At 68.8% G+C, this 26,472-nt stretch carries 30 protein-coding genes and 1 pseudogene; 27 read left to right on the forward strand and 4 right to left on the reverse strand.

Going from position 1 to position 26,472, the window contains the following annotated elements:
* Positions 1-4: 4 nt before the first annotated feature.
* From tuf to B9D87_RS23235, 6 genes and pseudogenes are all read left to right on the forward strand, one after another.
* The gene (gene tuf / locus B9D87_RS23215; RefSeq protein ID WP_007767791.1) at positions 5-1,195 is read left to right on the forward strand and encodes an elongation factor Tu; all 1,191 of its coding nucleotides are present in this window, start codon (positions 5-7) and stop codon (positions 1,193-1,195) included.
* 165 nt (positions 1,196-1,360) lie between these two features.
* Positions 1,361-1,786, forward strand: coding sequence for a PE family protein (locus B9D87_RS27655; RefSeq protein WP_367648961.1), 426 nt, complete (start codon positions 1,361-1,363; stop codon positions 1,784-1,786).
* Positions 1,762-2,124 (forward strand): hypothetical protein, encoded by a 363-nt coding sequence (locus B9D87_RS27660; RefSeq protein ID WP_254425576.1) that lies wholly within the window; start codon positions 1,762-1,764, stop codon positions 2,122-2,124. The genes B9D87_RS27655 and B9D87_RS27660 overlap by 25 nt, the downstream gene beginning before the upstream one ends.
* A 91-nt stretch (positions 2,125-2,215) precedes the next feature.
* Positions 2,216-3,051: pseudogene (locus tag B9D87_RS23225) on the forward strand (SHOCT domain-containing protein).
* A gap of 90 nt (positions 3,052-3,141) precedes the next feature.
* Positions 3,142-3,969 (forward strand): mycofactocin-coupled SDR family oxidoreductase, encoded by an 828-nt coding sequence (locus B9D87_RS23230; RefSeq protein ID WP_007773614.1) that lies wholly within the window; start codon positions 3,142-3,144, stop codon positions 3,967-3,969.
* A 25-nt stretch (positions 3,970-3,994) separates the two neighbouring features.
* On the forward strand, positions 3,995-5,182 hold the full coding sequence (locus B9D87_RS23235) for an FAD-dependent oxidoreductase (protein WP_040631000.1): 1,188 nt from the start codon (positions 3,995-3,997) through the stop codon (positions 5,180-5,182).
* Between the two features lie 22 nt (positions 5,183-5,204).
* Here B9D87_RS23235 and B9D87_RS23240 read toward each other — a convergent pair whose 3' ends face one another.
* A complete protein-coding gene (locus tag B9D87_RS23240; protein WP_040630998.1) occupies positions 5,205-6,032 on the reverse strand; it encodes an inositol monophosphatase family protein in 828 nt (275 codons plus the stop codon).
* Positions 6,033-6,567: 535 nt separating this feature from the next.
* Here B9D87_RS23240 and B9D87_RS23245 point away from each other — a divergent pair.
* Complete coding sequence (locus B9D87_RS23245; protein WP_052002544.1) at positions 6,568-7,428, forward strand: aldo/keto reductase; 861 nt, start codon at positions 6,568-6,570, stop codon at positions 7,426-7,428.
* Here B9D87_RS23245 and B9D87_RS23250 read toward each other — a convergent pair.
* Together B9D87_RS23250 and mftR are read right to left on the reverse strand one after the other, a co-directional pair.
* On the reverse strand, positions 7,415-8,473 hold the full coding sequence (locus B9D87_RS23250; protein ID WP_007773609.1) for a DUF2332 domain-containing protein: 1,059 nt from the start codon (positions 8,471-8,473) through the stop codon (positions 7,415-7,417). The genes B9D87_RS23245 and B9D87_RS23250 overlap by 14 nt on opposite strands.
* A complete protein-coding gene (gene mftR, locus B9D87_RS23255; RefSeq protein WP_167540332.1) occupies positions 8,470-9,066 on the reverse strand; it encodes a mycofactocin system transcriptional regulator MftR in 597 nt (198 codons plus the stop codon). Before mftR ends, B9D87_RS23250 begins: the two co-directional genes overlap by 4 nt.
* Before the next feature lie 99 nt (positions 9,067-9,165).
* Here mftR and mftA point away from each other — a divergent pair, with 99 nt between their 5' ends.
* The 7 genes from mftA (at position 9,166) to mftG (ending at position 15,710) form a co-directional block, all read left to right on the forward strand.
* The gene (gene mftA / locus B9D87_RS23260; protein WP_007773607.1) at positions 9,166-9,255 is read left to right on the forward strand and encodes a mycofactocin precursor MftA; all 90 of its coding nucleotides are present in this window, start codon (positions 9,166-9,168) and stop codon (positions 9,253-9,255) included.
* On the forward strand, positions 9,240-9,566 hold the full coding sequence (mftB, locus tag B9D87_RS23265) for a mycofactocin biosynthesis chaperone MftB (protein WP_007773605.1): 327 nt from the start codon (positions 9,240-9,242) through the stop codon (positions 9,564-9,566). Before mftA ends, mftB begins: the two co-directional genes overlap by 16 nt.
* Entirely contained in the window at positions 9,563-10,768 is a 1,206-nt protein-coding gene (gene mftC / locus B9D87_RS23270) for a mycofactocin radical SAM maturase (protein ID WP_007773604.1), read from the forward strand. Before mftB ends, mftC begins: the two co-directional genes overlap by 4 nt.
* 2 nt (positions 10,769-10,770) lie before the next feature.
* Entirely contained in the window at positions 10,771-11,973 is a 1,203-nt protein-coding gene (gene mftD, locus B9D87_RS23275; RefSeq protein ID WP_007773603.1) for a pre-mycofactocin synthase MftD, read from the forward strand.
* 148 nt (positions 11,974-12,121) lie between these two features.
* On the forward strand, positions 12,122-12,853 hold the full coding sequence (mftE, locus tag B9D87_RS23280) for a mycofactocin biosynthesis peptidyl-dipeptidase MftE (protein ID WP_007773601.1): 732 nt from the start codon (positions 12,122-12,124) through the stop codon (positions 12,851-12,853).
* Entirely contained in the window at positions 12,850-14,262 is a 1,413-nt protein-coding gene (gene mftF, locus B9D87_RS23285) for a mycofactocin biosynthesis glycosyltransferase MftF (RefSeq protein WP_007773599.1), read from the forward strand. The genes mftE and mftF overlap by 4 nt, the downstream gene beginning before the upstream one ends.
* Positions 14,263-14,270: 8 nt before the next feature.
* Positions 14,271-15,710 carry a mycofactocin dehydrogenase MftG gene (gene mftG / locus B9D87_RS23290; protein WP_007773597.1) on the forward strand — a complete coding sequence of 480 codons (1,440 nt, stop codon included), beginning with the start codon at positions 14,271-14,273 and terminating at the stop codon, positions 15,708-15,710.
* Here the strand turns inward: mftG and B9D87_RS23295 are convergent.
* Positions 15,704-17,293 carry an MFS transporter gene (locus tag B9D87_RS23295; protein WP_007773596.1) on the reverse strand — a complete coding sequence of 530 codons (1,590 nt, stop codon included), beginning with the start codon at positions 17,291-17,293 and terminating at the stop codon, positions 15,704-15,706. The two genes, mftG and B9D87_RS23295, sit on opposite strands and share 7 nt — an antisense overlap.
* Before the next feature lie 191 nt (positions 17,294-17,484).
* On the opposite strand from B9D87_RS23295, the gene B9D87_RS23300 reads away from it, so the two are divergent.
* From B9D87_RS23300 to B9D87_RS23365, 13 genes are all read left to right on the forward strand, one after another.
* Positions 17,485-18,039 carry a TetR/AcrR family transcriptional regulator gene (locus tag B9D87_RS23300; protein ID WP_007773594.1) on the forward strand — a complete coding sequence of 185 codons (555 nt, stop codon included), beginning with the start codon at positions 17,485-17,487 and terminating at the stop codon, positions 18,037-18,039.
* Between the two features lie 455 nt (positions 18,040-18,494).
* Complete coding sequence (gene rpsJ, locus B9D87_RS23310) at positions 18,495-18,800, forward strand: 30S ribosomal protein S10 (protein ID WP_003873519.1); 306 nt, start codon at positions 18,495-18,497, stop codon at positions 18,798-18,800.
* Between the two features lie 14 nt (positions 18,801-18,814).
* Complete coding sequence (rplC, locus tag B9D87_RS23315; RefSeq protein ID WP_007773591.1) at positions 18,815-19,468, forward strand: 50S ribosomal protein L3; 654 nt, start codon at positions 18,815-18,817, stop codon at positions 19,466-19,468.
* The gene (rplD, locus tag B9D87_RS23320) at positions 19,465-20,148 is read left to right on the forward strand and encodes a 50S ribosomal protein L4 (RefSeq protein ID WP_085977845.1); all 684 of its coding nucleotides are present in this window, start codon (positions 19,465-19,467) and stop codon (positions 20,146-20,148) included. Before rplC ends, rplD begins: the two co-directional genes overlap by 4 nt.
* Positions 20,149-20,451: a 50S ribosomal protein L23 gene (gene rplW / locus B9D87_RS23325; RefSeq protein WP_007773589.1), complete on the forward strand. Its 303-nt coding sequence runs from the start codon at positions 20,149-20,151 to the stop codon at positions 20,449-20,451.
* A gap of 27 nt (positions 20,452-20,478) precedes the next feature.
* On the forward strand, positions 20,479-21,321 hold the full coding sequence (gene rplB / locus B9D87_RS23330) for a 50S ribosomal protein L2 (RefSeq protein WP_007773586.1): 843 nt from the start codon (positions 20,479-20,481) through the stop codon (positions 21,319-21,321).
* Positions 21,322-21,338: 17 nt separating this feature from the next.
* The gene (gene rpsS / locus B9D87_RS23335; protein ID WP_007773585.1) at positions 21,339-21,620 is read left to right on the forward strand and encodes a 30S ribosomal protein S19; all 282 of its coding nucleotides are present in this window, start codon (positions 21,339-21,341) and stop codon (positions 21,618-21,620) included.
* The gene (gene rplV, locus B9D87_RS23340) at positions 21,617-22,183 is read left to right on the forward strand and encodes a 50S ribosomal protein L22 (RefSeq protein WP_007773584.1); all 567 of its coding nucleotides are present in this window, start codon (positions 21,617-21,619) and stop codon (positions 22,181-22,183) included. The genes rpsS and rplV overlap by 4 nt, the downstream gene beginning before the upstream one ends.
* Positions 22,183-23,019, forward strand: coding sequence for a 30S ribosomal protein S3 (gene rpsC, locus B9D87_RS23345; RefSeq protein ID WP_007773583.1), 837 nt, complete (start codon positions 22,183-22,185; stop codon positions 23,017-23,019). Before rplV ends, rpsC begins: the two co-directional genes overlap by 1 nt.
* Positions 23,020-23,022: 3 nt before the next feature.
* A complete protein-coding gene (gene rplP / locus B9D87_RS23350; protein ID WP_007773582.1) occupies positions 23,023-23,439 on the forward strand; it encodes a 50S ribosomal protein L16 in 417 nt (138 codons plus the stop codon).
* Positions 23,439-23,672: a 50S ribosomal protein L29 gene (rpmC, locus tag B9D87_RS23355; RefSeq protein WP_007773580.1), complete on the forward strand. Its 234-nt coding sequence runs from the start codon at positions 23,439-23,441 to the stop codon at positions 23,670-23,672. Before rplP ends, rpmC begins: the two co-directional genes overlap by 1 nt.
* Positions 23,672-24,028: a 30S ribosomal protein S17 gene (gene rpsQ, locus B9D87_RS23360; protein WP_007773579.1), complete on the forward strand. Its 357-nt coding sequence runs from the start codon at positions 23,672-23,674 to the stop codon at positions 24,026-24,028. The genes rpmC and rpsQ overlap by 1 nt, the downstream gene beginning before the upstream one ends.
* An 83-nt stretch (positions 24,029-24,111) precedes the next feature.
* Positions 24,112-26,463, forward strand: a complete 2,352-nt coding sequence (locus tag B9D87_RS23365) for an arylsulfatase (RefSeq protein ID WP_007773578.1) — start codon at positions 24,112-24,114, stop codon at positions 26,461-26,463.
* Positions 26,464-26,472 lie beyond the last annotated feature (9 nt).

The raw sequence follows: 26,472 nt of genomic DNA on the forward strand, positions 1-26,472 counted from the left end.
AGAAGTGGCGAAGGCGAAGTTCGAGCGGACGAAGCCGCACGTCAACATCGGGACCATTGGTCACGTTGACCACGGCAAGACCACGCTGACCGCGGCTATCACCAAGGTTCTGCACGACAAGTACCCGGCACTCAACGAGTCGCGTGCGTTCGACCAGATCGACAACGCGCCCGAAGAGCGTCAGCGCGGTATCACGATCAACATCTCCCACGTGGAGTATCAGACCGAGAAGCGTCACTACGCCCACGTCGACGCCCCGGGTCACGCCGACTACATCAAGAACATGATCACCGGTGCCGCCCAGATGGACGGCGCGATCCTGGTGGTCGCCGCGACCGACGGCCCGATGCCGCAGACCCGGGAGCACGTGCTGCTGGCCCGTCAGGTCGGTGTGCCCTACATCCTGGTCGCGCTGAACAAGGCCGACATGGTCGACGACGAGGAGCTGCTCGAGCTCGTCGAGATGGAGGTCCGCGAGCTGCTGGCCGCCCAGGAGTTCGACGAGGACGCCCCGGTCGTGCGGGTCTCGGCGCTCAAGGCGCTCGAGGGCGACGCCAAGTGGGTCGAGTCCGTCGAGCAGCTGATGGAGGCCGTCGACGAGTCGATCCCGGACCCGGTCCGCGAGACGGAGAAGCCGTTCCTGATGCCCGTCGAGGACGTCTTCACCATCACCGGTCGTGGCACGGTGGTCACCGGTCGTGTCGAGCGCGGCATCATCAACGTCAACGAAGAGGTCGAGATCGTCGGCATCAAGCCGACCAGCACCAAGACCACCGTCACCGGCGTGGAGATGTTCCGCAAGCTGCTGGACCAGGGTCAGGCCGGCGACAACGTCGGGCTGCTGCTGCGTGGTATCAAGCGTGAGGACGTCGAGCGCGGTCAGGTCGTGACCAAGCCCGGCACCACCACCCCGCACACCGAGTTCGAGGGCCAGGTCTACATCCTGTCCAAGGACGAGGGCGGCCGGCACACGCCGTTCTTCAACAACTACCGTCCTCAGTTCTACTTCCGCACCACCGACGTGACCGGTGTGGTGACGCTGCCGGAGGGTACCGAAATGGTGATGCCCGGTGACAACACCAACATCTCGGTGAAGCTGATCCAGCCCGTCGCCATGGACGACGGTCTGCGGTTCGCGATCCGTGAGGGTGGCCGCACCGTCGGCGCCGGCCGGGTCGTCAAGATCATCAAGTAGTTTCGAACCACCGCAAAGCCCGGATCGCCGACTCGGCGATCCGGGCTTTGTGCGTTGCGGCGGCGTCGGCCCGGAGCGGCGGGGGAGAAATCATGCGGCAACGGCGGCGCCTGGTTTAGGATTTGCTCATAATTCTCCTGACCGTAGCGTTGCGGGGAGGTTCCGATGTCGTTCGTTCAGGCGACGCCCGAATTCGTCGCGGCGGCCGCCGGGGATCTGGCCAGGATCGGCACGACGATCAGCTCTGCCAACACCGCCGCGTTCGGCCCGACATCGGGCGTGCTGGCGCCCGGCGCCGACGAGGTGTCGGCGAGTATCGCCGCGCTCTTCGACGCGCACTCCCAGGTCTATCAGGCGCTCAGCGCCCAGGCAGCCGCGTTCCACAGCCAGTTCGTCCAGCTGATGAATGGCGGTGCGGCGCAGTATGCCTTCGCCGAGGCGGCCAACACCTCGCCCTTGCAGTCGGCGGCGGGCCCGGCGTCGGTGGCGGCTCAGGTGCCGGCGGTGAGCGCCGGCGCCGTGGGTACGTCCGCGCCGACCGCGCCCGCGGGCCGCTGGCCGCGGCGATGGCGCCGGCCGCGGCCGCGGTGACGCCCGCACCGGCCGGCACGCCGGCCGCGGCGGCCCCGGCGGGGTCGGCGACGCTGGCCTCGGCCACCATGCCGGCCGGCGCGGCGCGGGTGGTGACGCCGGCCTACGCGCCGGCCGGGTCGCCCACCCCCGTGCAGCCGGCGGCCTCGATCGCGACGCCGGCCGGAACACCCGCCGCGCCGATGCAGACCGCGGTGCCGTCGCAGACCGCGCCGGCGTCCACGATGCCGGTATCGGCGCGCACCGCCGCGCCCGCCCCGGCGCAACCCGCACACCCGGCCCAGCCGGCGGGCCCACCGGTCAAGCGGGTGCCGATCGTGCCCACCGAGACGGTGTAGCCGGCCGGACGCGGTTTGCGCGTATAGCAGTCGTCGCGGCAGCCTTGGCGCTACTCTGACACCGATTCCCCAGTAAGCCGAGGAGGGGCATGTGTTAGCGCGCTACCTGAAGGCACAGTTGGTGGTTTTGCTGTGCGGCGGCCTGGTGGGACCGATCTTCCTGATCGTGTACTTCACTCTCGGGCTCGACAACCTGCTGCAGTGGATGTTCTACGTCGGCCTGGTGATCACCGTCGCCGACGTGCTGATCGCGCTGGCCCTGGCGAACTACGGGGCCAAGTCGTCGGCCAAGGTGGCCGCGCTCGAGCAGAACGGGGTGCTGGCGCTCGCCCAGATCACCGGGATCACCGAAACCGGGACGTGGGTGAACAACCAGCAGGTCGTCAAGGTGCACCTGCACATCGCCGGCCCGGGGCTGCTGCCGTTCGACAGCGAGGACCGGGTCATCGCCAGCGTCACCCGGCTCGGCAACCTCAACGCCCGCAAGGTGGTGGTCCTGGTCAACCCCACCACCAGCGAATACCGAATCGACTGGGAGCGAAGCGCTTTGGTCAACGGCCTGGTGCCCGCGCAGTTCACCGTGGCCGAGGACAACAAAACCTATGACCTGAGCGGGCAGGCCGGCCCGTTGATGGAGATCCTGCAGATCCTCAAGGCCAACAACGTCGCGCTCAACCAGATGGTCGACATCCGGTCGAACCCGGCCCTGCGCGCCCAGATCCAGGCGGTGGTGCGCCGCGCCGTCGACCAGCAGGCCCGGCCGCGCAGCCGGCGCCGGCCGCGGCGCCCGCGGCGGCGGCGGTCGTCACGCCGCCCGAACCGTCGATCGCCGCGCGGCTGCAGGAGCTGCAGGATCTGCACGCCAGCGGGGCGCTCACCGACGCCGAATACACCAGCCGGCGCGCGGCGATCATCGCCGAAATCTGACGGGCCGCCCGGCAACGCCGGGTGAATTAGAACACGTTTCAATTGCGCTGCTAGCCTGGCTTGGTCTATCGGCGGGCGAAGGGATTACAGGTGGCTGGACAGGCCGGATCACTGCAGGGGCGGGTCGCGTTCATCACCGGGGCCGCCCGCGGGCAGGGGCGCTCGCACGCGGTGCGGCTGGCCCGCGAGGGCGCCGACATCATCGCGCTGGACATCTGCGCGGCGGCATCCGCCAGCGTGACGTACACGCCGGCCACCCGCGAAGACCTCGACGAGACCGCCCGCCTGGTGGAGAACGAGGGCCGCAAGAGCCTGGCCCGCGAGGTCGACGTCCGCGACGACGCCGCGCTGCGCGACCTGGTGGCCGACGGGATCGAACAGTTCGGCCGGCTCGACATCGTGGTGGCCAACGCCGGAGTGCTGAGCTGGGGCCGCGTTTGGGAGCTCACCGACGAGCAGTGGGACACCGTCATCGGCGTCAACCTGACCGGCACCTGGCGGACGCTGCGCGCCACCGTGCCCGCCATGATCGAGGCGGGAAACGGCGGATCCATCGTCGTGGTCAGCTCGTCGGCGGGCATCAAGGCCACCCCGGGCAACGGCCACTACTCGGCCAGCAAACACGGACTGACGGCGCTGACCAACACGCTGGCCATCGAGCTCGGCGAATTCGGCATCCGGGTCAACTCCATCCACCCGTACTCGGTGGACACCCCGATGATCGAACCCGAGGCGATGATGGAGATTTTCGCCAAGCATCCCACCTTCGTGCACAGCTTTCCGCCAATGCCGGTGCAGCCCAACGGCTTCATGGCCGCCGACGAGGTGGCCGACGTGGTGGCCTGGCTCGCCGGCGACGGCTCGGGCACCCTCACCGGCACCCAGATCCCCGTGGATAAGGGTGCCCTAAAGTACTGAGGCGCCATCGTGCTAAGAACTCCACGTGAGTAGTGACGCAAGCGCGACCAACGGAATCGTGATCGTCGGCGGCGGATTGGCCGCCGCCCGCACCGCCGAGCAGCTGCGGAAATCGGAGTATTCCGGCCCCATCACGATCGTCAGCGACGAGGTGCACCTGCCCTACGACCGCCCGCCGCTGTCCAAAGAGGTGCTGCGCAAAGAGGTCGACGACACCGCGCTCAAACCCCGCGAGTGGTACGACGAGAACGACATCACCCTGCGACTGGGGTCGGCCGCGCGCAGCCTGGACACCGCGGCCCAGACGGTGACTCTGAACGACGGCACCACGCTGGCCTACGACGAACTCGTCATCGCCACGGGCCTGGTGCCCCGGCGCATCCCGGCGATCCCGGACCTCGAGGGCATCCGCGTGCTGCGGACCTTCGACGAAAGCATGGCGCTGCGCGAGCACGCGTCCGCCGCCCAGCGCGCCGTCGTCATCGGCGCCGGCTTCATCGGCTGCGAGGTGGCGGCCAGCCTGCGCAGCCTGGGCGTGGACGTGGTGCTGGTGGAGCCGCAGCCCACCCCGCTGGCCGCGGTGCTCGGCGTGCAGATCGGCGAGCTGGTGGCCCGGCTGCACCGCGCCGAAGGCGTCGACGTCCGCCTCGGGGTCGGGGTGACGGAGGTGCGCGGCGACTCGCGCGTGGAGGCGGTGGTGCTGAGCGACGGCACCGAACTGCAGGCCGACATCGTGGTCGTCGGCATCGGCTCGCGCCCGGCGACCGAATGGCTCGAGGGCAGCGGCGTCGAGGTGGACAACGGCGTCATCTGCGACGAGGCCGGACGCACCAGCGCGCCGAACGTGTGGGCGCTCGGCGACGTCGCCTCGTGGCGCGACGCGACGGGACATCAAGGGCGAGTTGAACATTGGAGCAATGTTGCCGATCAGGCCCGCGCCGTGGTACCCGCGATGCTGGGCCAGGATGTGGCACCGATCGTCGTGGTCCCGTACTTCTGGAGCGACCAGTACGACGTCAAGATCCAGTGCTTGGGCGAGCCGGAGGCCGACGACGTCGTCCACGTCGTCGAGGACGACGGCCGCAAGTTCCTGGCCTACTACGAACGCGACGGCGCCCTCGTCGGGGTGGTCGGCGGCGGGATGCCGGGCAAGGTCATGAAGGCCCGCGCCAAGATCGCCGCGGCCGTTCCCATCGCCGAAATGCTGGGCTGATCGGTATCTTTCGCGTTCGCGGCTAGCCGACGGCGGCCGCGTACCGGTCGCTGGGAACCTCCGTGCTGCGGATCACCGTGGCGAGCTGCTCGGCGATGCCCGGCGCGGTGACGATCGTCGACGCGGAGCTGTGGGTGTGCGGGTTGCCCTGCGCGTCGGTGAGCCGCGCTCCGGCCTCGCGGGCGATCAGGGTTCCCGCGGCGGTGTCCCACGGCTTGTTGGACATCATCACGCACGCGTCCAGCGCGCCCTCGGCGACGAACGCGAGGTCGAGGGTCGCGGCGCCGATCATCCGGATGCGCTCGACGCGGGGCACCAGCTCCGTGGTGAGCGCCAGCCGGTGCCGGTTGAGCCGGCCGGCGTCGTGGCCGACGGCGTAGTCGCCGAGGGACACGATGGCGCCGCTGAGGCTGTCGGTGGCGCTGGCGGTGATCCGTTGCCCGTTCACGAACGCGCCTTTGCCCTCGATCGCGTGGTAGGTCTTGCCCAGCAGGGGAGCGTGGGTGACGGCCACCACGGTGCGACCGGAGTGCAGCAGGGCCAGCGATACCGCGCACATCGGCAGGCCGTGGACGAAGTTCGACGTCCCGTCGATGGGGTCGAGGACCCAGAGCCACTCGGACGTCTCGATCTCCGGCTGCTGCTCGGACTCCTCGGCCAGTAGCGCGATGTCGGGTGTGGTCTGGGCCAGGTATGCGGCGATGTCGCGCTGGATTGCGAGGTCGACGTCGGTGACCGTGTCGCGGTCACCCTTGTGCTGCACCGAACTCGGCTGCGACTTCTTCAGCGTGGTGGCGCCGATTTGTGTTGCCTGCCAGGCGATTTCGAAAAGTTCTTGCATTGTCTTCATGGGACAGGTCTGCCTCGCTTCCGGTATTGGCGTGCGTTCGGCGTTCGTCGAGCATAAGGGATCGCCGAATTCGCGTCGCGTGCACCCCGCGTCAACACGGAAATCGAAAGCGCTTAGACCATCAAGGGTTTCGCTTGATTACCCCGGTCTGCCTGGAGGTTCGTCGCGAATTGCGCTTACGCCGCAGCCTAATTCGATGGTGATACACCTCACTTTGGTGCATTTGTCCCCCAGGCCCACCGGTTTCGACGTCGCGGCACTGTAGTCGGTGTCACATAATTGCCATCGTCGGCAACGCCAAACGCATTGTGCTGGAAACTCGTAACTCTGGTCGATGACGAATTTTGCTGCGCCGGCATGTGTCGTCGGGCTTCGTGCAGCGCTTGGCGAGCTTGGCTACTGTCTGCAAGCGAGCGATGTTGCGGGACCTTTTCACAACGCAGTGGGTTGGCTGAACGCCCGGCCTGCGGGCCGCCGCCGAATCATCGTTCCTTTCCCAGAAAACAACCAACTTGAGCAGGCAGGTGATTGGCAAGTGACAGTGATTGATGAGATATACAGCTCGGCCAGCGCGATTCCGACCGTCGCTCTCAACGACGAGGCGAAGATGCCCGTACTTGGCTTGGGGGTAGCCAAGTTGTCCGACGAGGAGACGGAAAGCTCGGTGCTCGCGGCGCTGGAGGCCGGCTGTCGCCTCATCGACACCGCCGCCTCGTACGGCAACGAGGAAGCCGTCGGGCGCGCGATCGCCGCCTCGGGCATTCCCCGTGAGGAGTTGTTCGTCGCCACCAAGCTCGGCACCTCGAAGCAGGGCTTCCACACCGCCCAGGAATCGTGCAAGGCGAGCCTGGACCGACTCGGGCTGGACTACCTCGACCTCTACCTGATCCACTGGCCGGCGCCGAAGCTGGGCAAATACGTGGAGAGCTTCGAGGGCATGCAGGTGGCGCGCGACGAGGGGCACGCCCGCTCGATCGGCGTCTGCAACTTCACCGAGGAGCTGCTGGCGACGGTCATCGAGGAGACCGACGAGGTGCCCGCCGTGAACCAGGTCGAGCTGCACCCGCGGCTGAACCAGGCCGACCTGCGCATGGCCCACGCCGAGCACGACGTGCAGACCCAGTCCTACAGCCCGCTGGGCGTCGGCAAGATGCTCGAGGACCCGACGGTGACGTCGATCGCCGCCGAGTACGGCCGCACCCCCGCACAGGTGCTGGTCCGGTGGAACCTGCAGTTGGACAACGTCGTGGTCTCGCGGTCGTCCAAACCCGAACGCGTCGCCCAGAACCTGGACGTGTTCGACTTCACGCTCGAGCCCGAACACATGGCGGCCATCGAGGGGCTGCACGACGGCACCCGCGTGCTGCACGACCCGATGACCTTCATGGGCACGTAGTAAGCCAGTCCACCGGTGGGCCGTGCGGATGGCATTCGCCCAGCGTCTGCGCGCCGCCGTCGGGCCAGACGCGGGCCCGCACCACGAACCTGATGGGTGCCCCCGGGCCCGAACGCGCGGGCTCCATCGTGAGGTGGGCGAACGGCGAGCCGGTGCCGGCCCGGGCGGCCACCGCGTCCACGTGCGCGCGCACCGCGGCGCGTTCGTCGACGGACAGGTACTGCCAGGTGATCGAATGCCACAAGACGGTCAGCGCACCGTCGGCCAGCGTCAGCCCGGCGACCGCGTCGCCGGCGGTCCTGCGCTCGAGGGCCGCCGGCACGCGGCGGGCGACCTCGATGGCGCCGCGCAGCCGCGCCAGCCGGGCGGCCTGGTCGGGCCAGACATAGCTCAGCACGGCCAGCTCCCCGTCGGCGCGGCCGACGTCGATGGGCGCGATGTCATACCCGTGCCGCGCGACGATGCGCACGTCGCCCGGCGGTGGCAGCGCACCGCGCCACGCGTCGTCGATGAGCACCGGAGAGTCGGCCGGGCCCCACCCGCCGCCGGCGAAGCCGTAGCGGTAGTGGTCGGCGCGCAGGTTCAGCCCGGCGCTCGAGCCGATCTCGAAAAGCCGTATGGGCAACCCGAATTCGCGATTGACGAGCAGCAGTCCGCCGATCAGGGCGGCCGATCGGCCCACCTCGTTGGTCTGCGGTGGCTGGCCGAGCGCCGCACGCAGCGCGTCGGCGTGGCCGGCGGCGGTGTCCAGGATTTCCGGCCAGGCGGACCGGGCGTCCCACCCGCCGCCGGTGCTGGGATAGAAGCGGCGCAACCGCGCCGCCCGGCCGTCGAGCACCAACCGGTGCAGCCCGCCGAGCAACCGCAGCGGCACAGCGTCGCGCGACGGGGCGTCTTCGCGCCCGGACAGGATGCTCGCGAAGACACCGCCGGCTTCGACGTCGCGGGCGACCAGTTCGAACAGCTCGCCGTACATCGGCGAGCCCGACGAGGCGCAGAACCTGCCCTGTGACCGCAGGGTGTGCACCAGGTGTTCGGCCGTCACCCGCCCAGCCCGTGCAGTCCGGCGCCGACGACGTCGAAGGCGTTGCCCAGGGCAACCGGCAGTGGGACGGATTCGTCGCCCAGCCAGTGCTCGTAGGCCGACAGGGCTACCCCGAGCATCGTCCAGGCGACCGTCTGGGGCAGCAGATCCGCGGTCTTGCAGTCCATGCGGCGCGCCACGAACCCGGCGATCACCTCACGCCAGCCGGCGTACATCGTCATCGAATACGCTTGCAGCTCAGCGGTTTGCAGGATCACCCGCATGCGCTGGCGGTGCCGGGCGGTCTCGGATTCGTCAAAGGTGTTGAACGCCAACAGCGCAGCCCGCAGCGCGTCACCCAGGCCCACGTCGGCATCGACGTTGTCGAGCAGATCGCGCAGGTGCGCAAGGTGATTGTCGAAGTCGCCCCACGGGATGGCGTTCTTGGACGCGTAATAGCGGAACAGGGTCCGGCGGGAGATGCCGGCGGCCTGGGCGACGTCGTCGACGCTCACGTCGGCGAAACCGCGGGCCGTGAACATGTCGATGGCGACGTCGGTGATGTGGTGCGGGGTGGTCGAGCGGCGCCTGCCCACCCGCGGCTGCGGCATCATCGGACCCCGCCCTTCCATTTCGGCACTCGATGCCATATTCTGGCGGCGAGTGTGACTCAGACCCCATCGTTGTCAAGACCGGACGAAAGGCAAGGCCCCGTGGACCACGAGACCGAAACTGACACCCAACTCGTCACCGAGACCCTGGTCGAAGAGGTGTCCATCGACGGCATGTGCGGGGTCTACTGACCGTGCCCGCGTCCGCGCAGGCTCGGGCGGCGGCGCCGTTCGACCCTGATCGCGGCTGGCGATTGCACCCGCAGGTGGCGGTTCGGCCCGAACCGTTCGGCGCGCTGCTCTACCACTTCGGTACCCGCAAGCTGTCGTTTCTGAAGAACCGCACCATCCTCACGGTGGTGCAGTCGCTGGCCGACCATCCCGACATCCGGTCCGCCTGCCGGGCGGCCGGAGTGGACGACGCCGCGCAGCCGCCGTACCTGCATGCGCTGGGTGTGCTCGTCGAGTCCAACATGCTGGTGCCCCGGAAGGACCCTCAATGACCACAGCGGCCCCCGTCCCCCGGCTGATCGAGCAGTTCGAGCACGGCCTCGACGCGCCCATCTGCCTCACCTGGGAACTGACGTACGCCTGCAACCTGGCCTGCGTGCACTGCCTGTCGTCGTCGGGCAAGCGCGACCCGCGCGAGCTGTCCACCCGTCAGTGCAAGGACATCATCGACGAGCTGGAACGCATGCAGGTGTTCTACGTCAACATCGGCGGCGGGGAACCCACTGTGCGCCCGGACTTCTGGGAACTGGTCGACTACGCGACCGAACACCACGTCGGCGTGAAGTTCTCCACCAACGGCGTCCGGATCACGCCCGAGGTCGCGGCGCGGCTGGCGGCCAGCGACTACGTGGACGTCCAGATCTCGCTGGACGGCGCGACCGCCGAGGTCAACGATGCCGTCCGCGGGCCCGGTTCGTTCGACATGGCGGTGCGGGCGCTGGAGAATCTGGCCGCGGCCGGATTCAAAGACGCCAAGATCTCGGTGGTGGTCACCCGGCACAACGTCGACCAGCTCGACGAATTCGCCGCGCTGGCAAGCCGTTACGGCGCCACGCTGCGGATCACCCGGCTCCGCCCGTCCGGGCGCGGCGCCGACGTCTGGGAGGAGCTGCACCCCACCGCCGACCAGCAGGTCCAGCTCTACGACTGGCTGGTGGCCAAGGGCGAGCGGGTGCTCACCGGCGACTCCTTCTTCCACCTGGCCCCGCTCGGCCAATCCGGCGCCCTGGCCGGTCTGAACATGTGCGGCGCGGGGCGCGTCGTGTGCCTGATCGATCCGGTCGGCGACGTCTACGCCTGCCCGTTCGCCATCCACGACCGCTTCCTGGCCGGAAACGTGGTGTCCGACGGCGGCTTTGACAACGTCTGGAAGAACGCCCCGCTGTTCCGCGAGCTTCGCGAGCCGCAGTCCGCGGGCGCCTGCGGCAGCTGCGGTCACTACGACAGCTGCCGGGGCGGGTGCATGGCCGCCAAATTCTTCACCGGCCTGCCGCTGGACGGGCCGGACCCCGAATGCGTGCAGGGCCACAGCGCGACGGCGCTGTCGCACGACCGCGAGACGCCGCGCCCCCGCGCCGATCACTCCCGCGGCAAGCGCATCCGCCAGCCGGTGCCGCTCACGCTGTCGCTGCGGCCCCCGGCCGTCACGCCGGCGACACCGCCGGCCCGCATGTGTAACGAAAGCCCTGTGTAACGATGGCCGACGCATGGTTTGAGACCGTCGCCATCGCGCAGCAACGCGCCAAGCGGCGGCTGCCGAAATCGGCCTACTCGTCGCTGATTTCGGCCAGCGAAAAGGGAGTCACGGTCTCCGACAACGTGGCAGCGTTCAGCGAACTCGGATTCGCCCCGCACGTCATCGGCGCGCAGGAAAAGCGCGACTTGTCGACGAACGTTATGGGACAAGAGATTTCGTTGCCGGTGCTGATCTCGCCGACGGGCGTGCAGGCGGTGCACCCCGACGGTGAGGTCGCCGTGGCGCGGGCCGCCGACGCCCGGGGCACCGCCATGGGGTTGTCCTCGTTCGCCAGCAAGCCGATCGAAGAGGTCATCGCGGCCAACCCCAAGCTGTTCTTCCAGGTGTACTGGCTGGGTGACCGCGACGCCATCGCGGCGCGGGTCGAGCGCGCCCGCGCGGCCGGGGCGGTCGGGCTGATCGTCACCACCGACTGGAGCTTCTCGCACGGCCGGGACTGGGGCAGCCCATCGATCCCGGAGAAGATGGACTTCAAGACCATCGTCAAGATGAGCCCGGAGGTCATCACCAAGCCGCGGTGGTTCCTGCAGTGGGCGAAGACCATGCGGCCGCCGGAGCTGCGGGTGCCCAACCAGGGCCGGCGCGGCGAGCCCGGGCCGCCCTTCTTCCAGGCGTACGGGGAGTGGATGGGCACTGCGCCGCCGACCTGGGAGGACATCGCCTGGCTGCGCGAACTGTGGGGCGGGCCGTTCATGCTCAAGGGCGTGATGCGCGTCGACGACGCCAAAAGGGCGGTGGATGCCGGGGTTTCGGCCATTTCGGTGTCGAACCACGGCGGCAACAACCTGGACGGCACGCCGGCCTCGATCCGCGCGCTGCCCGCGGTGGCCGCGGCCGTCGGCGATCAGATCGAGGTGCTCCTCGACGGGGGCGTGCGGCGCGGCAGCGACGTCGTCAAGGCCGTGGCGCTGGGGGCGCGCGCCGTGATGATCGGCCGGGCCTACCTGTGGGGGCTGGCCGCGGCCGGCCAACCGGGCGTGGAGAACGTGCTCGACATTCTGCGCGGCGGCATCGACTCGGCGCTGATGGGTCTCGGCCTCTCGTCGGTTCACGACCTCGGGCCCGACCACGTTCTGGTGCCGCCGGGATTCACCCGGGCGCTGGGTGTGCCACCGGGCGGCGCTCAGCAAAAGCCGGAGTAATCAGGGCGGATATCTCCGGATTAAGTGACGTTTGCGCAAATCGTGATACGGGCGGGGTAACCGTGACGAACGAGCCCACAATTCGAACGCCCAGTGAACGACCCCGAAAAAAAGTTTTTTTCAAGCTTCAACAATTGGTGCACGCCAGGTGAATTCGTCCTACCATCACCGAGTGTCCGTACTCGGCGAATTGGGAACCGCGACGTCGAGCCAGCTATCAAGCGCGTCGGCGTCGGTAATGGTTCCGGTGGGATCGACCGAACAACACGGTCCGCACCTGCCGCTGGACACCGACACCCGGATCGCGACGGCGGTCGCCGGCGCCGCCCGAGCCCGGCTGGGACGCGAGTGGCTGGTGGCGCCGGCCATCGCCTACGGCGCCAGCGGTGAGCACCAGAGTTTCGCCGGGACGATCTCGCTGGGCACCGAAGCGCTGACGCTGCTGCTGGTCGAGTACGGCAGGTCGGCGGCCGGCTGGGCCCGGCGCCTCGTCTTCGTCAACGGCCACGGCGGCAACGTCGAGGCGCTGAGCAGCGCGGTGGCCCTGTTGCGCGCCGAGGGCCGCGACGCCGGCTGGTGTCCGTGCCTGACCGCCGGGGGGGACGCCCACGCCGGCCATACCGAAACCTCGGTGTTGCTGCACATCTCGCCGGCCGTGGTCCGGACCGAGCAATCGGTGGCCGGCAACACCGCGCCCCTGCCCGAGCTGCTCGGGTCGATGCGTCGCGGGGGAGTCGCGGCGGTCAGCCCGGTCGGGGTGCTCGGTGACCCGACCACCGCCACCGCCGCCGAGGGCGAACGGATCTTCACCGAGATGGTCGACGGCTCCGTCCGCCGGGTGTCCCGCTGGCGGCCCGGGCCCGACGGGATGCTCACATGAGCGGGCCCCGGCTGCCGGACGGGTTCGCCGTCCAGGTCGACCGCCGGGTGCGGGTGCTCGGCGACGGCTCGGCGCTGCTGGGCGGTTCGCCGACCCGGCTGCTGAAGCTGGCACCCGCCGCGCAGGACATGCTCGCGGATGGCCGGCTGAAGGTGCGCGACGAGCTGTCCGCCCAGCTCGCCCGCACCCTGCTGGACGCCACGGTGGCCCATCCCCGGCCCGCGGGCGGCCCGTCGCACCATGACGTGACCGTGGTGATCCCGGTGCGGGACAACCTTTCTGGGGTGCGACGCTTGGTGAGCTCGCTGCGCGGGCTGCGTGTGGTCGTGGTGGACGACGGCTCGTTCCCCCCGATCCAGCCGGAAGACTTCGTCGGCGCGCACTGCGACATCGAGGTGCTGCGCCACCACCGCAGCAAGGGCCCGGCGGCGGCCCGCAACACCGGGTTGGGGGCCTGCCGGACGGACTTCGTCGCGTTCCTGGACTCCGACGTCGCACCGCGCCGGGGCTGGCTGGAGGCGCTGCTCGGTCACTTCTGCGACCCCACCGTCGGCCTGGTCGCGCCCCGCATCGTGGGCCTGTCGCACAGCGAGAACGTGGTGGCCCGCTACGAGGCGGTGCACTCCTCGCTCGACCTCGGCGAGCGGGAGGCGCCGGTGCTGCCGCACAGCACGGTGTCCTACGTGCCCAGTGCGGCCATCATCTGCCGGTGCTCGGCGATCCGGGAGGTCGGCGGGTTCGACGAGACCCTGCAGTCCGGCGAGGACGTCGACCTGTGCTGGCGGCTCATCGAGTCGGGTACCCGGCTACGCTACGAGCCGATCGCGCTGGTCGCCCACGATCACCGCACCGAACTGCGGGATTGGCTTGCGCGCAAAGCCTTTTACGGCGGTTCGGCGGCTCCGCTGTCGGTGCGCCACCCGGACAAGACGGCGCCGGTGGTGATCTCCGGCTGGGCGCTGATGACCTGGATCCTGATGGCGTTCGGCTCCACCCTGGCGCGGCTGGCGTCCATCGTCCTGGCCGTGCTGACCGGGCGCCGGATCGCGCGGGCGATGCGCAGCGCCGAGACGTCCATGACCGATGTCGCGATGATCGCGGGCCGCGGACTGTGGTCGGCGGCGCTGCAGCTGGCGTCGGCCCTGTGCCGGCACTACTGGCCGCTGGCGCTGGTGGCCGCCACCATGTCGCGCCATTTCCGGCGGGTGGTTCTGGTCGCGGCCGTGATGGACGGGGTGGTCGACTGGCTCCGCCGCCGCGACGCGATCAGCGACGACATCGAGCCGATCGGGCTGCCGACCTACCTGGTGCTCAAGCGCGTCGACGACCTGGCGTACGGGCTGGGATTGTGGTGGGGTGTGCTACGGGAACGCAACGTGCGCGCCCTGAAACCCCAGATCCGGAGCTAACCACCGCCTTGACCACAGCCGCCTCGCACAGCGACGTGCTGATCGTCGGCGCCGGCAGTGCAGGATCGGTTGTTGCGGAACGTCTTTCCACCGACCCGCGGTGCGCGGTGACAGTCCTGGAGGCGGGGCCCGCCCTCGACGACCCGGGACTGCTCGCCCAGACCGCCAACGGGTTGCAGTTGCCGATCGGCGTCGGCAGTCCGCTGGTGCGGCGCTACCAGACCCGCCTCACCGACGAACCCGCCCGCCAGCATCCCCTCGTGCGGGGGGCGACGGTGGGCGGATCGGGCGCGATCAACGGCGGCTACTTCTGCCGCGGGCTGCCGCGCGACTTCGACCGCATCGCCATCCCGGGCTGGGCATGGGCCGACGTGCTGGACAGCTTCCGCGCCATCGAGACCGACCTGGACTTCGACGGGCCCGCCCACGGCCACAGCGGCCCGATCCAGGTGCGCCGCACGCACGAGATGACCGGGACCACCGAGCGATTCATCGCCGCCGCCGAGCGCGCCGGGTTCGGCTGGATCGCCGACCTCAATGACATGGCACCAGAACAGGTTTCGGGAATAGGCGCCGTCCCGCTCAACATCGTCGACGGCGTGCGGCGCGGGTCGGGCGCGGGATACCTGATTCCGGCGCTGGGCCGGCCGAACCTGGACCTGCGCGCGCGGACCCGGGTGGCCCGGCTGCGTTTTGCCGGTGCCGTCGCGGTGGGTGTCGACGCGGTCGGCCCGCACGGAAGGATGACCCTGACCGCCGACCGAATCGTGTTGTGCGCCGGTGCGATTGAGACGGCCAGGCTGTTGATGGCCTCGGGCATCGGCGACGAGCCGATGTTGGCCGACGCGGGCGTGCCGGTGGTGGCGCCGCTGCCCGTCGGCATGTCGTTCAGCGATCATGCCGAGTGGGTGCTGCCCACCGATTGGACGGTGGCGCCCGGACGGCCGGTGCTCGAGGTGGTGCTCAGCACGGCCGATGACCTCGAGATCAGGCCGTACACGGGCGGATTCGTCGCGATGACCGGCGACGGCACCGCCGGGCACGCCGACTGGCCGCACCTCGGCGTGGCGCTGATGCAGCCGCGTGCACGGGGGCGCATCACGCTGGTCTCGGCCGACCCCGACGCGGCGCCGCGAATCGAGCACCGCTACGACAGCGAGCCCGACGATGTCGCGGCGCTGCGCCGGGGCAGCGAGCTGGCCCGCGAATTGGCCGGCGGCACAATCGATGCCACCGCCGCCGTCTGGTCGACCTCGCAGCATCTGTGCGGCACCGCGCCGATGGGCCTCGACGGCGATCCGCACGCCGTCGTCGACCCCAGGTGCCGGGTGCTCGGCATCGACAACCTGTGGGTGATCGACGGCTCGATCCTGCCCGCGATCACCAGCCGCGGCCCGCACGCGACGATCGTGATGATCGGGCACCGGGCCGCGGGGTTCGTTCAGTGATTCGACAGCATCCGGCGCACCGCGCGTAGCTGGCGGCCGTCGCGGCCGGGCGCCCACACCCCGATCGCCACGGCGGCGACGGCGACGATCGCGGCCATCGTGATGGTGGACGCGTGCAGGGCCGCCAGGAACGCGGACTTGCTGATGTCGGCCAGCTGCCGGCCCTGGGGCCCGAGCCGGTTGGCGATCTCGACGGCCTTGGCCAGCGAGTCGGTGGCCTGGCCGCGGACCGGTGGGGGAAATCCGGCCAGCCGGGGCGCAAGCTCGTGCGAGTAGCGTCCGGCCAGGATGGAACCGGCCACCGCGATGCCCAGCGCGCCGCCCATCTCGCGCGACGTGTCGTTCACGGCGGAGGCCACGCCCTGCTTCTCGTCGGGAACCGCACCCATGATCGCCGAAGTCGTTGGCGCAGTGCAGATTCCGATTCCGGTGGCCAGAATCAGGGTGGGCCAGGCGAATTCGAAGTACGTCGAGTGCAGGCCGAGCCCATACATGCACCCGAACCCGACGGCCATCAGCAGTGTGCCGACGAACAACACCAGCCGCAGCCCCAACTTGGGCACGTACCAGAACGACAGGGCCGAGAAGATGGCCAGCGGCACCATGAACGGCCCGAACGCGACCGCGGTCGTCAGCGCGGAATAACCCATGATCTGCTGCACGTACTGCATGCCGATGTAGAAGAACCCGAAGGTGGCGCCGAACAGGATGACGATCGCGGTCACCCCGGTGGCGAAGTTGGGGTCGGCGAACAGCCGGACGTCCAGCAGCGGTTGCCTGCCCCGCAGGGCCAGCCGCAACTCGAGGGCGCCGAACGCCGCGGCGATCACCGCGCCGACCGCCAGTCCGCCCCACACCACCGGGTCACTCCAGCCGCGCCCGGGTGCTTCCAGAATGGCGGCCACCGCGATGGCGACCGCCGCGCCGATCAGGACCGCGCCCAGCGCATCGACCCTGGGGGCGCCCGCATCGCGCGACGACGCGACGGTGCAGGCCAGCGCGAAGATCACCAGCCCGGCGATGCCCAACGACCAGAAGATCGCGTGCCAGTCCCACAAGCGCAGCAGCAGGCCGGAACCCAGCATGCCCAGGACGCCGCCGGAGCCGGCCGTCCCGGCCCAGATGCCAACGGCCTTGGTGCGGTCGTCTTTTGGATAGGCCACCGTCAGCAGCGACAGCGTGGCGGGCATGACGAAGGCGGCGCCGATGCCGGCCACCGCGCGCCCCGCGATGATCTGGGCCGGATGGTGCAGCAGCGCCGGGGCGGTCGAACCGAGCGCGAACACCAGCAGCCCGATCAGCAGCGCACCGCGCCGGCCGTAGCGGTCACCGATCGCGCCGGCCGGCAGCAGCAGGCAGGCCAGGGCCACGGTGTAGCCGTCGACGACCCAGTTCAGCTGCGACGCGGTGGCCGAGGTGGCCACCGCGAGGTCGCCGAGCGCGGTGTTCAGGGCCGTCATCGACGCCACCACCAGGGCCACGGCCATGCAGGCGACGGCCAGCGTCCAGTTTCGGGCCTGGAAGCTATCGCCGATGCCGATCCCGTCAGTACGCTGGTCAGACCGGACAAGGGTTTCGACCATGCGGTGCGCCTCCTCGGGAGCGTGGCGAAGTTTTGAGACCAATAGTCTTGTAGGTAGACCGATGGTCTCGTCCTCAAACAGGGAGGTGGGTCACAATCGACACCGAGACGTCCGACCCGCGCCCCGCGAGATCGCGGGCCAGGCTGCTGGAAGCCGCCGTCACGCTGTTGCGTGCCGGGGGCCCCAGCGCGGTGACGGTCGACGCGGTCACCCGCACCGCCAACGTGGCCCGGGCGACCCTGTATCGCCACTTCCCCAGCGGAAACGACCTACTGGCAGCGGCTTTCAACAGCCTGATCCCGCCGGCGCCCAGCCCGCCCGCCGCGGGTTCGCTGCGCGACCGGCTGGTCGCGGTGGTGCTGGCCCAGGCCGAATCCGTCGCCCAGGCGCCCACCATGATGACCGCCATGTCCTGGCTCGCGCTGGGGCGCGACCTGGAGGGGCTGCCCGAGCCGCGGCACAGCCACGACGCCGACAGCGCGGCGATCACCACCCTGCGCGAGCGCATCGCCCAGCAGTACGCCGAGCCCTTCGACGCCATCTTCGACAGCCCGGAGGCCGCCGAGCTGGGGGAGGTGGACCGGTCGCGGGCGATCGCTCTGCTCATCGGCCCGCTGGTGCTGGGCCGCCTGTCCACGCTGCCCGATTTCGACTACCACCAGTGCGCGCTGGCGGCCGTCGACGGCTTCTTACATGTGCAATGCGGCAGGGCCGCCGCGGCGAACATCGAATCGGCGGGCGCCTGACGCTTTGGCTCCCGCAATCGCAGGGTCGCTGACCTGCGCTTTTGCGCATTGGCGCTAGCGTGCTCGAGTCGGGTGCGAGGGATTCGGTGCGAGATCGCGGCCGAATTTTGTTCGGGCCAGGATCTGAGGCATACTGTTCAGGTTGCCTTGAGCCGGGTTTGCGCCTGGTCGGGCATACGACCAGCGTCCAAACGGGCGCGTCCGGTCCCATCCTTTGAGAGCGACGAATTTCGATCGCGGATGAGGCTGCGTGAGGGTGACACGCCCGACCGCGGGGGCCGGTGGACCACGACAGGTAAACAGCGGCGCAATATCCGGCGCAACGCTCGATCGGCCCAGAGTTGGCCGTCCCGATCGGCGCGCCGGTGGCACTGAGGACATTTGTGCCCGGGTACCGGGCCTAGGACCACTGAGCCCGGATACCGGGTCTCAACAGGAGTGAGGGTAGGAGAAGCGTGGCGGGACAGAAGATCCGCATCAGGCTTAAGGCCTACGACCATGAGGCTATTGACGCGTCGGCGCGCAAGATCGTCGAGACCGTCGTCCGCACGGGTGCCAGTGTCGTAGGTCCGGTGCCGCTGCCGACTGAGAAGAACGTGTATTGCGTCATCCGCTCACCGCACAAGTACAAGGACTCGCGGGAGCACTTCGAGATGCGCACGCACAAGCGCCTCATCGACATCCTCGACCCGACGCCGAAGACCGTCGACGCGCTGATGCGCATCGACCTTCCGGCCAGTGTCGACGTCAACATCCAGTAGGAGATCGGCGACTCATGGCAAGAAAAGGCATTCTGGGTACCAAGCTGGGCATGACGCAGGTGTTCGACGAGAACAACCGGGTCGTGCCGGTGACGGTCGTCAAGGCCGGCCCGAACGTGGTGACCCGGATCCGTACCCCCGAGCAGGACGGCTACAGCGCCGTGCAGCTGGCCTACGGCGAGATCAGTCCCCGCAAGGTCAACAAGCCGGTCACCGGTCAGTACGCCGCCGCGGGCGTGAACCCGCGCCGCTTTTTGGCCGAGCTGCGGCTGGAGAACCCCGAGGCTGCCGCCGAGTACGAGGTCGGCCAGGAGCTGACGGCGGAGATCTTCGCCGACGGCGCCTACGTCGACGTCACGGGCACCTCCAAGGGCAAGGGCTTCGCCGGCACCATGAAGCGCCACGGCTTCCGTGGCCAGGGCGCCAGCCACGGTGCCCAGGCGGTGCACCGCCGCCCGGGTTCCATCGGCGGTTGCGCCACCCCGGCCCGGGTGTTCAAGGGCACCCGGATGTCGGGCCGGATGGGTAGCGATCGCGTGACCGTCCAGAACCTGTTGGTGCACAAGGTCGATACCGAGAACGGCGTGCTGCTGATCAAGGGCGCCGTCCCCGGCCGCACCGGTGGACTCGTCGTGGTCCGCAGCGCGGTCAAACGAGGTGAGAAGTGATGGCAGAAGGCTCCAAGACGCTCAAGATTGACGTCAAGACGCCGGGCGGCAAGGTCGAGGGCTCCATCGAGCTGCCGGCCGAATTGTTCGACGCCCCGGCCAATATCGCGCTGATGCACCAGGTCGTCACCGCCCAGCGGGCGGCGGCGCGTCAGGGCACCCACTCGACCAAGACGCGTGGCGACGTCAGCGGCGGTGGCCGCAAGCCGTACCGGCAGAAGGGAACCGGCCGGGCCCGACAGGGTTCGACGCGTGCCCCGCAGTTCACCGGCGGCGGCGTCGTGCACGGCCCCAAGCCCCGCGACTACAGCCAGCGCACCCCGAAGAAGATGATCGCCGCGGCGTTGCGCGGCGCACTGTCCGACCGGGCGCGCAACGGCCGCATCCACGCGATCACCGAGATCGTCGCCGGCCAAACCCCGTCGACCAAGAGCGCCAAGGCTTTCCTGGGCACGCTGACCGACCGCAAGCAGGTGCTGGTCGTGATCGGCCGCAGCGACGAGGCCGGCGCCAAGAGCGTGCGCAACCTGCCCGGTGTGCACCTCCTGACCCCCGACCAGCTCAACACCTATGACGTGCTGCGCTCCGACGACGTGGTGTTCAGCGTCGAGGCGCTTAACGCCTACATCGCCGGGGCGACCGGCGGTGTCGCCGACAAGGATGTGGAGGTTTCGGCGTAGATGGCGACCATCACTGACCCCCGCGACATCATTCTCGGCCCGGTCATCTCGGAGAAGTCCTATTCGCTGCTCGACGACAACGTGTACACGTTTGTGGTGCACCCGGATTCGAACAAGACGCAGATCAAGATCGCTATCGAGAAGATCTTCTCCGTCAAGGTCGCATCGGTGAACACCGCGAACCGGCAAGGTAAGCGCAAGCGCACCAGGACCGGATTCGGCAAGCGCAAGAGCACCAAACGGGCCATCGTCACGCTGGCGCCGGGTAGCAAGCCGATCGATCTGTTCGGGGCACCGGCGTAGCCGCCGCGAGAGGAAACCTGATTAGACATGGCAATTCGTAAGTACAAGCCGACGAGCCCCGGCCGCCGCGGCTCGAGCGTCTCCGATTTCTCCGAGGTCACTCGGTCCACCCCGGAGAAGTCGCTGGTGCGTCCGCTGCACGGCCACGGTGGGCGAAACGCGCACGGCCGCATCACCACCCGCCACAAGGGTGGTGGCCACAAGCGTGCCTACCGGGTGATCGACTTCCGTCGCAACGACAAGGACGGCGTCAACGCCAAGGTCGCGCACATCGAGTACGACCCCAACCGCACCGCGAACATCGCGCTGCTGCACTTCCTGGACGGCGAAAAGCGCTACATCATTGCGCCGCAGGGACTCTCGCAGGGCGACGTGGTGGAGTGCGGGCCGAACGCGGACATCAAGCCGGGCAACAACCTGCCGCTGCGCAACATCCCGGCCGGTACCGTGATCCACGCCGTGGAGCTGCGTCCGGGCGGTGGCGCCAAGCTGGCGCGCTCGGCCGGGTCCAGCATCCAGCTGCTCGGTAAAGAGGGCACCTACGCGTCGCTGCGTATGCCCAGCGGTGAAATCCGCCGCGTCGACGTGCGCTGCCGCGCCACGGTCGGCGAGGTCGGCAACGCCGAGCAGGCGAACATCAACTGGGGTAAGGCCGGCCGGATGCGGTGGAAGGGCAAGCGCCCCTCGGTCCGTGGTGTCGTCATGAACCCGGTGGACCACCCGCACGGTGGTGGTGAGGGTAAGACCTCCGGTGGTCGTCACCCGGTGAGCCCGTGGGGCAAGCCCGAAGGCCGCACCCGCCACCCGAACAAGGCCAGTAACAAGCTCATTGTCCGACGCCGGCGCACCGGCAAGAAGCACGGTCGCTAGGAAGTCAGGAGTAGCACATGCCACGCAGCCTGAAGAAGGGCCCGTTCGTCGATGGCCACCTGCTCAAGAAGGTGGACACGCAGAACGAGAAGAACACCAAACAGGTGATCAAGACATGGTCGCGGCGTTCGACGATCATTCCTGACTTCATCGGCCACACCTTCGCCGTCCACGACGGACGCAAGCACGTCCCGGTGTTCGTCACCGAGGCGATGGTCGGCCACAAGCTTGGTGAATTCGCGCCCACCCGCACCTTCAAGGGACACATCAAGGACGACCGGAAGGCCAAACGGCGATGACCACAACGGAATTCCCCTCGGCGGTGGCCAAAGCGCGTTTCGTGCGGGTGTCGCCGAGAAAGGCGCGCCGGGTGATCGACCTGGTGCGCGGCCGCTCGGTGGCCGACGCGCTGGACATCCTGCGCTGGGCGCCGCAGGCCGCCAGCGAGCCGGTGGCGAAGGTGATCGCCAGTGCCGCGGCCAACGCGCAGAACAACAACGGTCTGGACCCGGCGACCCTGGTTGTCGCCACCGTCTACGCCGACGAGGGCCCCACCGCCAAGCGCATCCGACCGCGCGCCCAGGGCCGCGCGTTCCGGATCCGCAAGCGCACCAGCCACATCACGGTCGTGGTGGAAAGCCGGCCGGGCAAGGACCAGGGATCGGCGAAGTCGACCCGGGCCCGCCGCGCCGAGGCCAGCAAGGCCGCCGCGAAGGCGCCCGCCAAGAAAGCGCCGGCCAACAAGGCGCCCGCCAAGAAGGCCGGGGCCGGTTCGGGGACCAAGGCGCCCGCGAAGAAGGCCGCTGCCAAAGCCGAAGCCAAGACGTCTGAGACCTCTGACGCGAAGGGAGGCTCAGACTAGTGGGCCAGAAGATCAATCCGCACGGCTTCCGGCTGGGCATCACCACCGACTGGAAGTCACGCTGGTACGCCGACAAGCAGTACGCGGACTACGTCAAGGAAGACGTCGCGATCCGGCGGCTGCTCTCGACCGGCCTGGAGCGGGCCGGGATCGCCGACGTGGAGATCGAGCGCACCCGCGACCGGGTCCGGGTGGACATCCACACCGCGCGCCCCGGCATCGTCATCGGCCGTCGCGGCACCGAGGCCGACCGGATCCGTGCCGACCTGGAGAAGCTGACCGGTAAGCAGGTGCAGCTCAACATCCTCGAGGTCCGAAACCCGGAGTCGCAGGCACAATTGGTGGCCCAGGGCGTCGCCGAGCAGCTGAGCAACCGCGTGGCGTTCCGCCGCGCGATGCGTAAGGCCATCCAGTCGGCGATGCGCCAGCCCAACGTCAAGGGCATCCGGGTGCAGTGCTCCGGCCGCCTCGGCGGCGCCGAGATGAGCCGCTCGGAGTTCTACCGCGAGGGCCGGGTGCCGCTGCACACGCTGCGCGCCGACATCGACTACGGCCTGTACGAAGCCAAGACCACCTTCGGCCGGATCGGCGTGAAGGTGTGGATCTACAAGGGCGACGTCGTCGGTGGGAAGCGCGAATTGGCCGCGGCCGCTCCGGCGGGCGCCGAGCGTCCGCGCCGCGAGCGTCCGTCGGGCACCCGCCCCCGCCGCAGTGGCGCGTCGGGCACCACGGCCACCAGCACCGAGGCTGGCCGCGCGGCCGCGAGCGCCGAAGAGGGCGCAGCAGCCGCGACCCAGGCCGCACCCGCTGCAGAACCACAAAGCACGGAGAGCTGAATCATGTTGATTCCCCGCAGGGTTAAACACCGTAAGCAGCACCACCCCCGCCAGCGCGGCATCGCCAGTGGCGGCACGGCGGTGAACTTCGGTGACTACGGCATCCAGGCTCTGGAGCACGCCTACGTCACCAACCGCCAGATCGAGTCCGCTCGTATCGCCATCAACCGGCACATCAAGCGTGGCGGCAAGGTGTGGATCAACGTCTTCCCGGACCGCCCGCTGACCAAGAAGCCCGCCGAAACCCGGATGGGTTCGGGTAAGGGTTCGCCGGAGTGGTGGGTCGTCAACGTCAAGCCGGGCCGGGTGCTGTTCGAACTCAGCTACCCCAACGAGCAGACCGCCCGGGCGGCGCTGACCCGCGCAATCCACAAGCTGCCGATCAAGGCACGCATCGTGACTCGAGAGGATCAGTTCTGATGGCCGTGGGAATTTCGCCTGGCGAACTGCGCGAGCTCACCGAAGAGGAACTCGCCGAGCGGTTGCGCGAATCCAAGGAAGAGCTTTTCAATCTGCGTTTCCAGATGGCGACCGGACAGCTCACCAACAACCGCCGGCTCCGCACGGTGCGTCAGGAGATCGCGCGCGTCTACACCGTGCTGCGCGAACGAGAACTGGGCTTGGCTTCCGGGCCCGACGGTAAGGAATCGTGATGGCAGAAGCGAAGAAGGCTGCCCCCAAGAAGGCCGCCGCAACCGAGGCCGCGTCGAAGGACGGGAACGCCAAAGGCCCCAAGCACACTCCCGCCAACCCGAAGGTGCGCGGCCGCCGCAAGGTGCGCATCGGTTACGTGGTGAGTGACAAGATGCAGAAGACGATCGTGGTCGAGCTCGAAGACCGCGTGCGTCACCCGCTGTACGGCAAGATCATCCGGACCACCACGAAGGTCAAGGCGCACGACGAGAACAGCACCGCCGGGATCGGCGACCGCGTCTCGCTGATGGAGACCCGCCCGACGTCGGCGACCAAGCGTTGGCGGCTCGTGGAAATTCTGGAAAAGGCGAAGTAACCCGCCGGCGTATTCGCGTTCGCCGGGCGTAACCTCACTGCGAAAGAACGCCGGAATTTTCGCAGTGGCGTTACGCTCGGCGCATGTCTGACGACTTCAACGGGAAGATCGAGCTCGACATCCGGGATTCCGAACCGGATTGGGGGCCCTACGCCGCGCCGACGGCGCCGGAGAACTCGCCGAACATCCTGTATCTGGTGTGGGACGACACCGGCATCGCCACGTGGGACTGCTTTGGCGGCCTGGTCGAGATGCCCGCCATGACGCGAATCGCCGAGCGCGGTGTGCGGTTGTCGCAATTCCACACCACCGCGCTGTGCTCGCCGACCCGGGCGTCGCTGCTGACCGGACGCAACGCGACCACCGTCGGCATGGCGACCGTCGAGGAATTCACCGACGGTTTCCCCAACTGCAACGGACGGATCCCCGCTGACACGGCGCTGATCTCCGAGGTGCTCGCCGAGCGCGGTTACAACACGTATTGCATCGGCAAGTGGCACCTGACGCCGCTCGAAGAGTCCAATCTGGCGTCGACGAAACGACACTGGCCCACCTCGCGCGGCTTCGAGCGGTTCTACGGGTTCATGGGCGGCGAGACCGATCAGTGGTACCCCGACCTCGTCTACGACAACCACCCCGTCAGCCCCCCGGGGACACCGGAAGACGGCTACCACCTGTCCAAGGACATCGCCGACCGCACCATCGAATTCATCCGCGACGCCAAGGTGATCGCGCCGGACAAGCCGTGGTTCAGCTACGTGTGCCCCGGGGCCGGGCACGCGCCGCACCATGTCTTCAAGGAGTGGGCGGACCGCTACGCCGGCCGGTTCGACATGGGCTACGAGCGCTACCGCGAGATCGTCCTGGAAAAGCAGAAGTCGATGGGCATCGTGCCGCCGGACACCGAACTGTCCCCGGTCAACCCGTATTCGGACGTCAAGGGACCCAACGGCGAGCCGTGGCCGCTGCAGGACACGGTGCGGCCGTGGGACTCGCTGGGCGACGAGGAGCGCAAGCTGTTCTCCCGGATGGCCGAGGTGTTCGCCGGGTTCCTCAGCTACACCGACGCCCAGATCGGCCGCATCCTGGACTATCTCGAGGAGTCCGGCCAGCTCGACAACACCATCATCGTGGTGATCTCCGACAACGGCGCCAGCGGTGAGGGCGGGCCCAACGGGTCGGTGAACGAGGGGAAGTTCTTCAACGGCTACATCGACACGGTGGAGGAGAGCATGAAGCTCTTCGACCACCTGGGCGGGCCGGAGACCTATAACCATTACCCGATCGGCTGGGCGATGGCCTTCAACACGCCCTACAAGCTGTACAAGCGCTACGCCTCGCATGAGGGCGGCATCGCCGATACGGCAATCGTCTCGTGGCCCAACGGCATTGCCGCGCACGGCGAGGTCCGCGACACCTATGTCAACGTCTGCGACATCACCCCGACCGTCCTCGACCTGCTGGCCATCACGCCGCCGGAGACCGTCAAGGGCATCGCGCAGAAGCCGCTCGACGGCGTGAGTTTTAAGGCGGCCCTTGACGATCCGGGCGCCGACACCGGCAAGAAGACCCAGTTCTACACCATGCTGGGCACCCGCGGCATCTGGCATGACGGCTGGTTCGCCAACACCGTCCACGCCGCCACACCGGCCGGCTGGTCGCACTTCGAGGCCGACCGCTGGGAGCTTTTCCACATCGAGGCCGACCGCAGCCAGTGCCACGACCTGGCCGCCGAGCAGCCCGACAAGCTGGAAGAGCTGAAGGCGCTGTGGTTTTCGGAGGCCGCCAAGTACAACGGGCTGCCGCTGGCGGACCTGAACATGATGGAGACGCTGAGCCGCTTCCGGCCCTACCTGGTCGGCGAGCGGTCGAACTACACGTACTATCCCGACTGCGCGGACGTCGGCATGGGTGCCGCGGCCGAGCTGCGCGGCCGCTCGTTCGTCGTGGTGGCCGACGTGACCGTGGACACCACCGGCGCCGAGGGCGTCCTGTTCAAGCAGGGCGGCGCCCACGGCGGACACGTCCTGTTCATCCAGGACGGACGGCTGCACTACGTGTACAACTTCCTGGGTGAACGCCAGCAGCTGGTCTCGTCGTCGGACCCGGTGCCGTTGGGGCGGCACCTGTTCGGGGCCAGCTATTCGCGCACCGGCACGGTCGAGAACAGTCACACGCCGCTGGGCGACGTCACGTTGTTCATCGACGACAAGGTCGTCGGCACGCTGGCCGGGGTGACCACCCATCCCGGCACCTTCGGGCTGGCCGGTGCGGGCATCACGGTCGGGCGCAACGGCGGATCGGGGGTGTCCAGCCGCTACAAGGCGCCGTTCACGTTCACCGGCGGCACCATCGCCCAGGTCACCGTCGACGTGTCCGGCCGGCCCTACGTGGATGTGGAAACCGAAATCGCGCTTGCCTTTTCGCGGGACTGATGAGTACCC

Origin of the sequence: Mycobacterium colombiense CECT 3035 (genome assembly GCF_002105755.1) — a bacterium.
In the GTDB taxonomy this organism is placed as follows: domain Bacteria; phylum Actinomycetota; class Actinomycetes; order Mycobacteriales; family Mycobacteriaceae; genus Mycobacterium; species Mycobacterium colombiense.

What these genes read in the sequence shown, in the direction of transcription:
- B9D87_RS27655 (WP_367648961.1), top strand. Translation starts at nt 1,361, where the DNA reads ATGTCGTTCGTTCAGGCGACGCCCGAATTCGTCGCGGCGGCCGCCGGG.
- B9D87_RS27660 (WP_254425576.1), top strand. Translation starts at nt 1,762, where the DNA reads ATGGCGCCGGCCGCGGCCGCGGTGACGCCCGCACCGGCCGGCACGCCG.
- B9D87_RS23240 (WP_040630998.1), bottom strand. Translation starts at nt 6,032, where the DNA reads ATGAAGACAATGCAAGAACTTTTCGAAATCGCCTGGCAGGCAACACAA.
- mftR (WP_167540332.1), bottom strand. Translation starts at nt 9,066, where the DNA reads ATGATGCCGCAGCCGCGGGTGGGCAGGCGCCGCTCGACCACCCCGCAC.
- mftC (WP_007773604.1), top strand. Translation starts at nt 9,563, where the DNA reads ATGACCACAGCGGCCCCCGTCCCCCGGCTGATCGAGCAGTTCGAGCAC.
- mftD (WP_007773603.1), top strand. Translation starts at nt 10,771, where the DNA reads ATGGCCGACGCATGGTTTGAGACCGTCGCCATCGCGCAGCAACGCGCC.
- mftF (WP_007773599.1), top strand. Translation starts at nt 12,850, where the DNA reads ATGAGCGGGCCCCGGCTGCCGGACGGGTTCGCCGTCCAGGTCGACCGC.
- B9D87_RS23295 (WP_007773596.1), bottom strand. Translation starts at nt 17,293, where the DNA reads ATGGTCGAAACCCTTGTCCGGTCTGACCAGCGTACTGACGGGATCGGC.
- rplC (WP_007773591.1), top strand. Translation starts at nt 18,815, where the DNA reads ATGGCAAGAAAAGGCATTCTGGGTACCAAGCTGGGCATGACGCAGGTG.
- rplW (WP_007773589.1), top strand. Translation starts at nt 20,149, where the DNA reads ATGGCGACCATCACTGACCCCCGCGACATCATTCTCGGCCCGGTCATC.
- rplB (WP_007773586.1), top strand. Translation starts at nt 20,479, where the DNA reads ATGGCAATTCGTAAGTACAAGCCGACGAGCCCCGGCCGCCGCGGCTCG.
- rpsS (WP_007773585.1), top strand. Translation starts at nt 21,339, where the DNA reads ATGCCACGCAGCCTGAAGAAGGGCCCGTTCGTCGATGGCCACCTGCTC.
- rplV (WP_007773584.1), top strand. Translation starts at nt 21,617, where the DNA reads ATGACCACAACGGAATTCCCCTCGGCGGTGGCCAAAGCGCGTTTCGTG.
- rplP (WP_007773582.1), top strand. Translation starts at nt 23,023, where the DNA reads ATGTTGATTCCCCGCAGGGTTAAACACCGTAAGCAGCACCACCCCCGC.
- rpmC (WP_007773580.1), top strand. Translation starts at nt 23,439, where the DNA reads ATGGCCGTGGGAATTTCGCCTGGCGAACTGCGCGAGCTCACCGAAGAG.
- rpsQ (WP_007773579.1), top strand. Translation starts at nt 23,672, where the DNA reads ATGGCAGAAGCGAAGAAGGCTGCCCCCAAGAAGGCCGCCGCAACCGAG.
- B9D87_RS23365 (WP_007773578.1), top strand. Translation starts at nt 24,112, where the DNA reads ATGTCTGACGACTTCAACGGGAAGATCGAGCTCGACATCCGGGATTCC.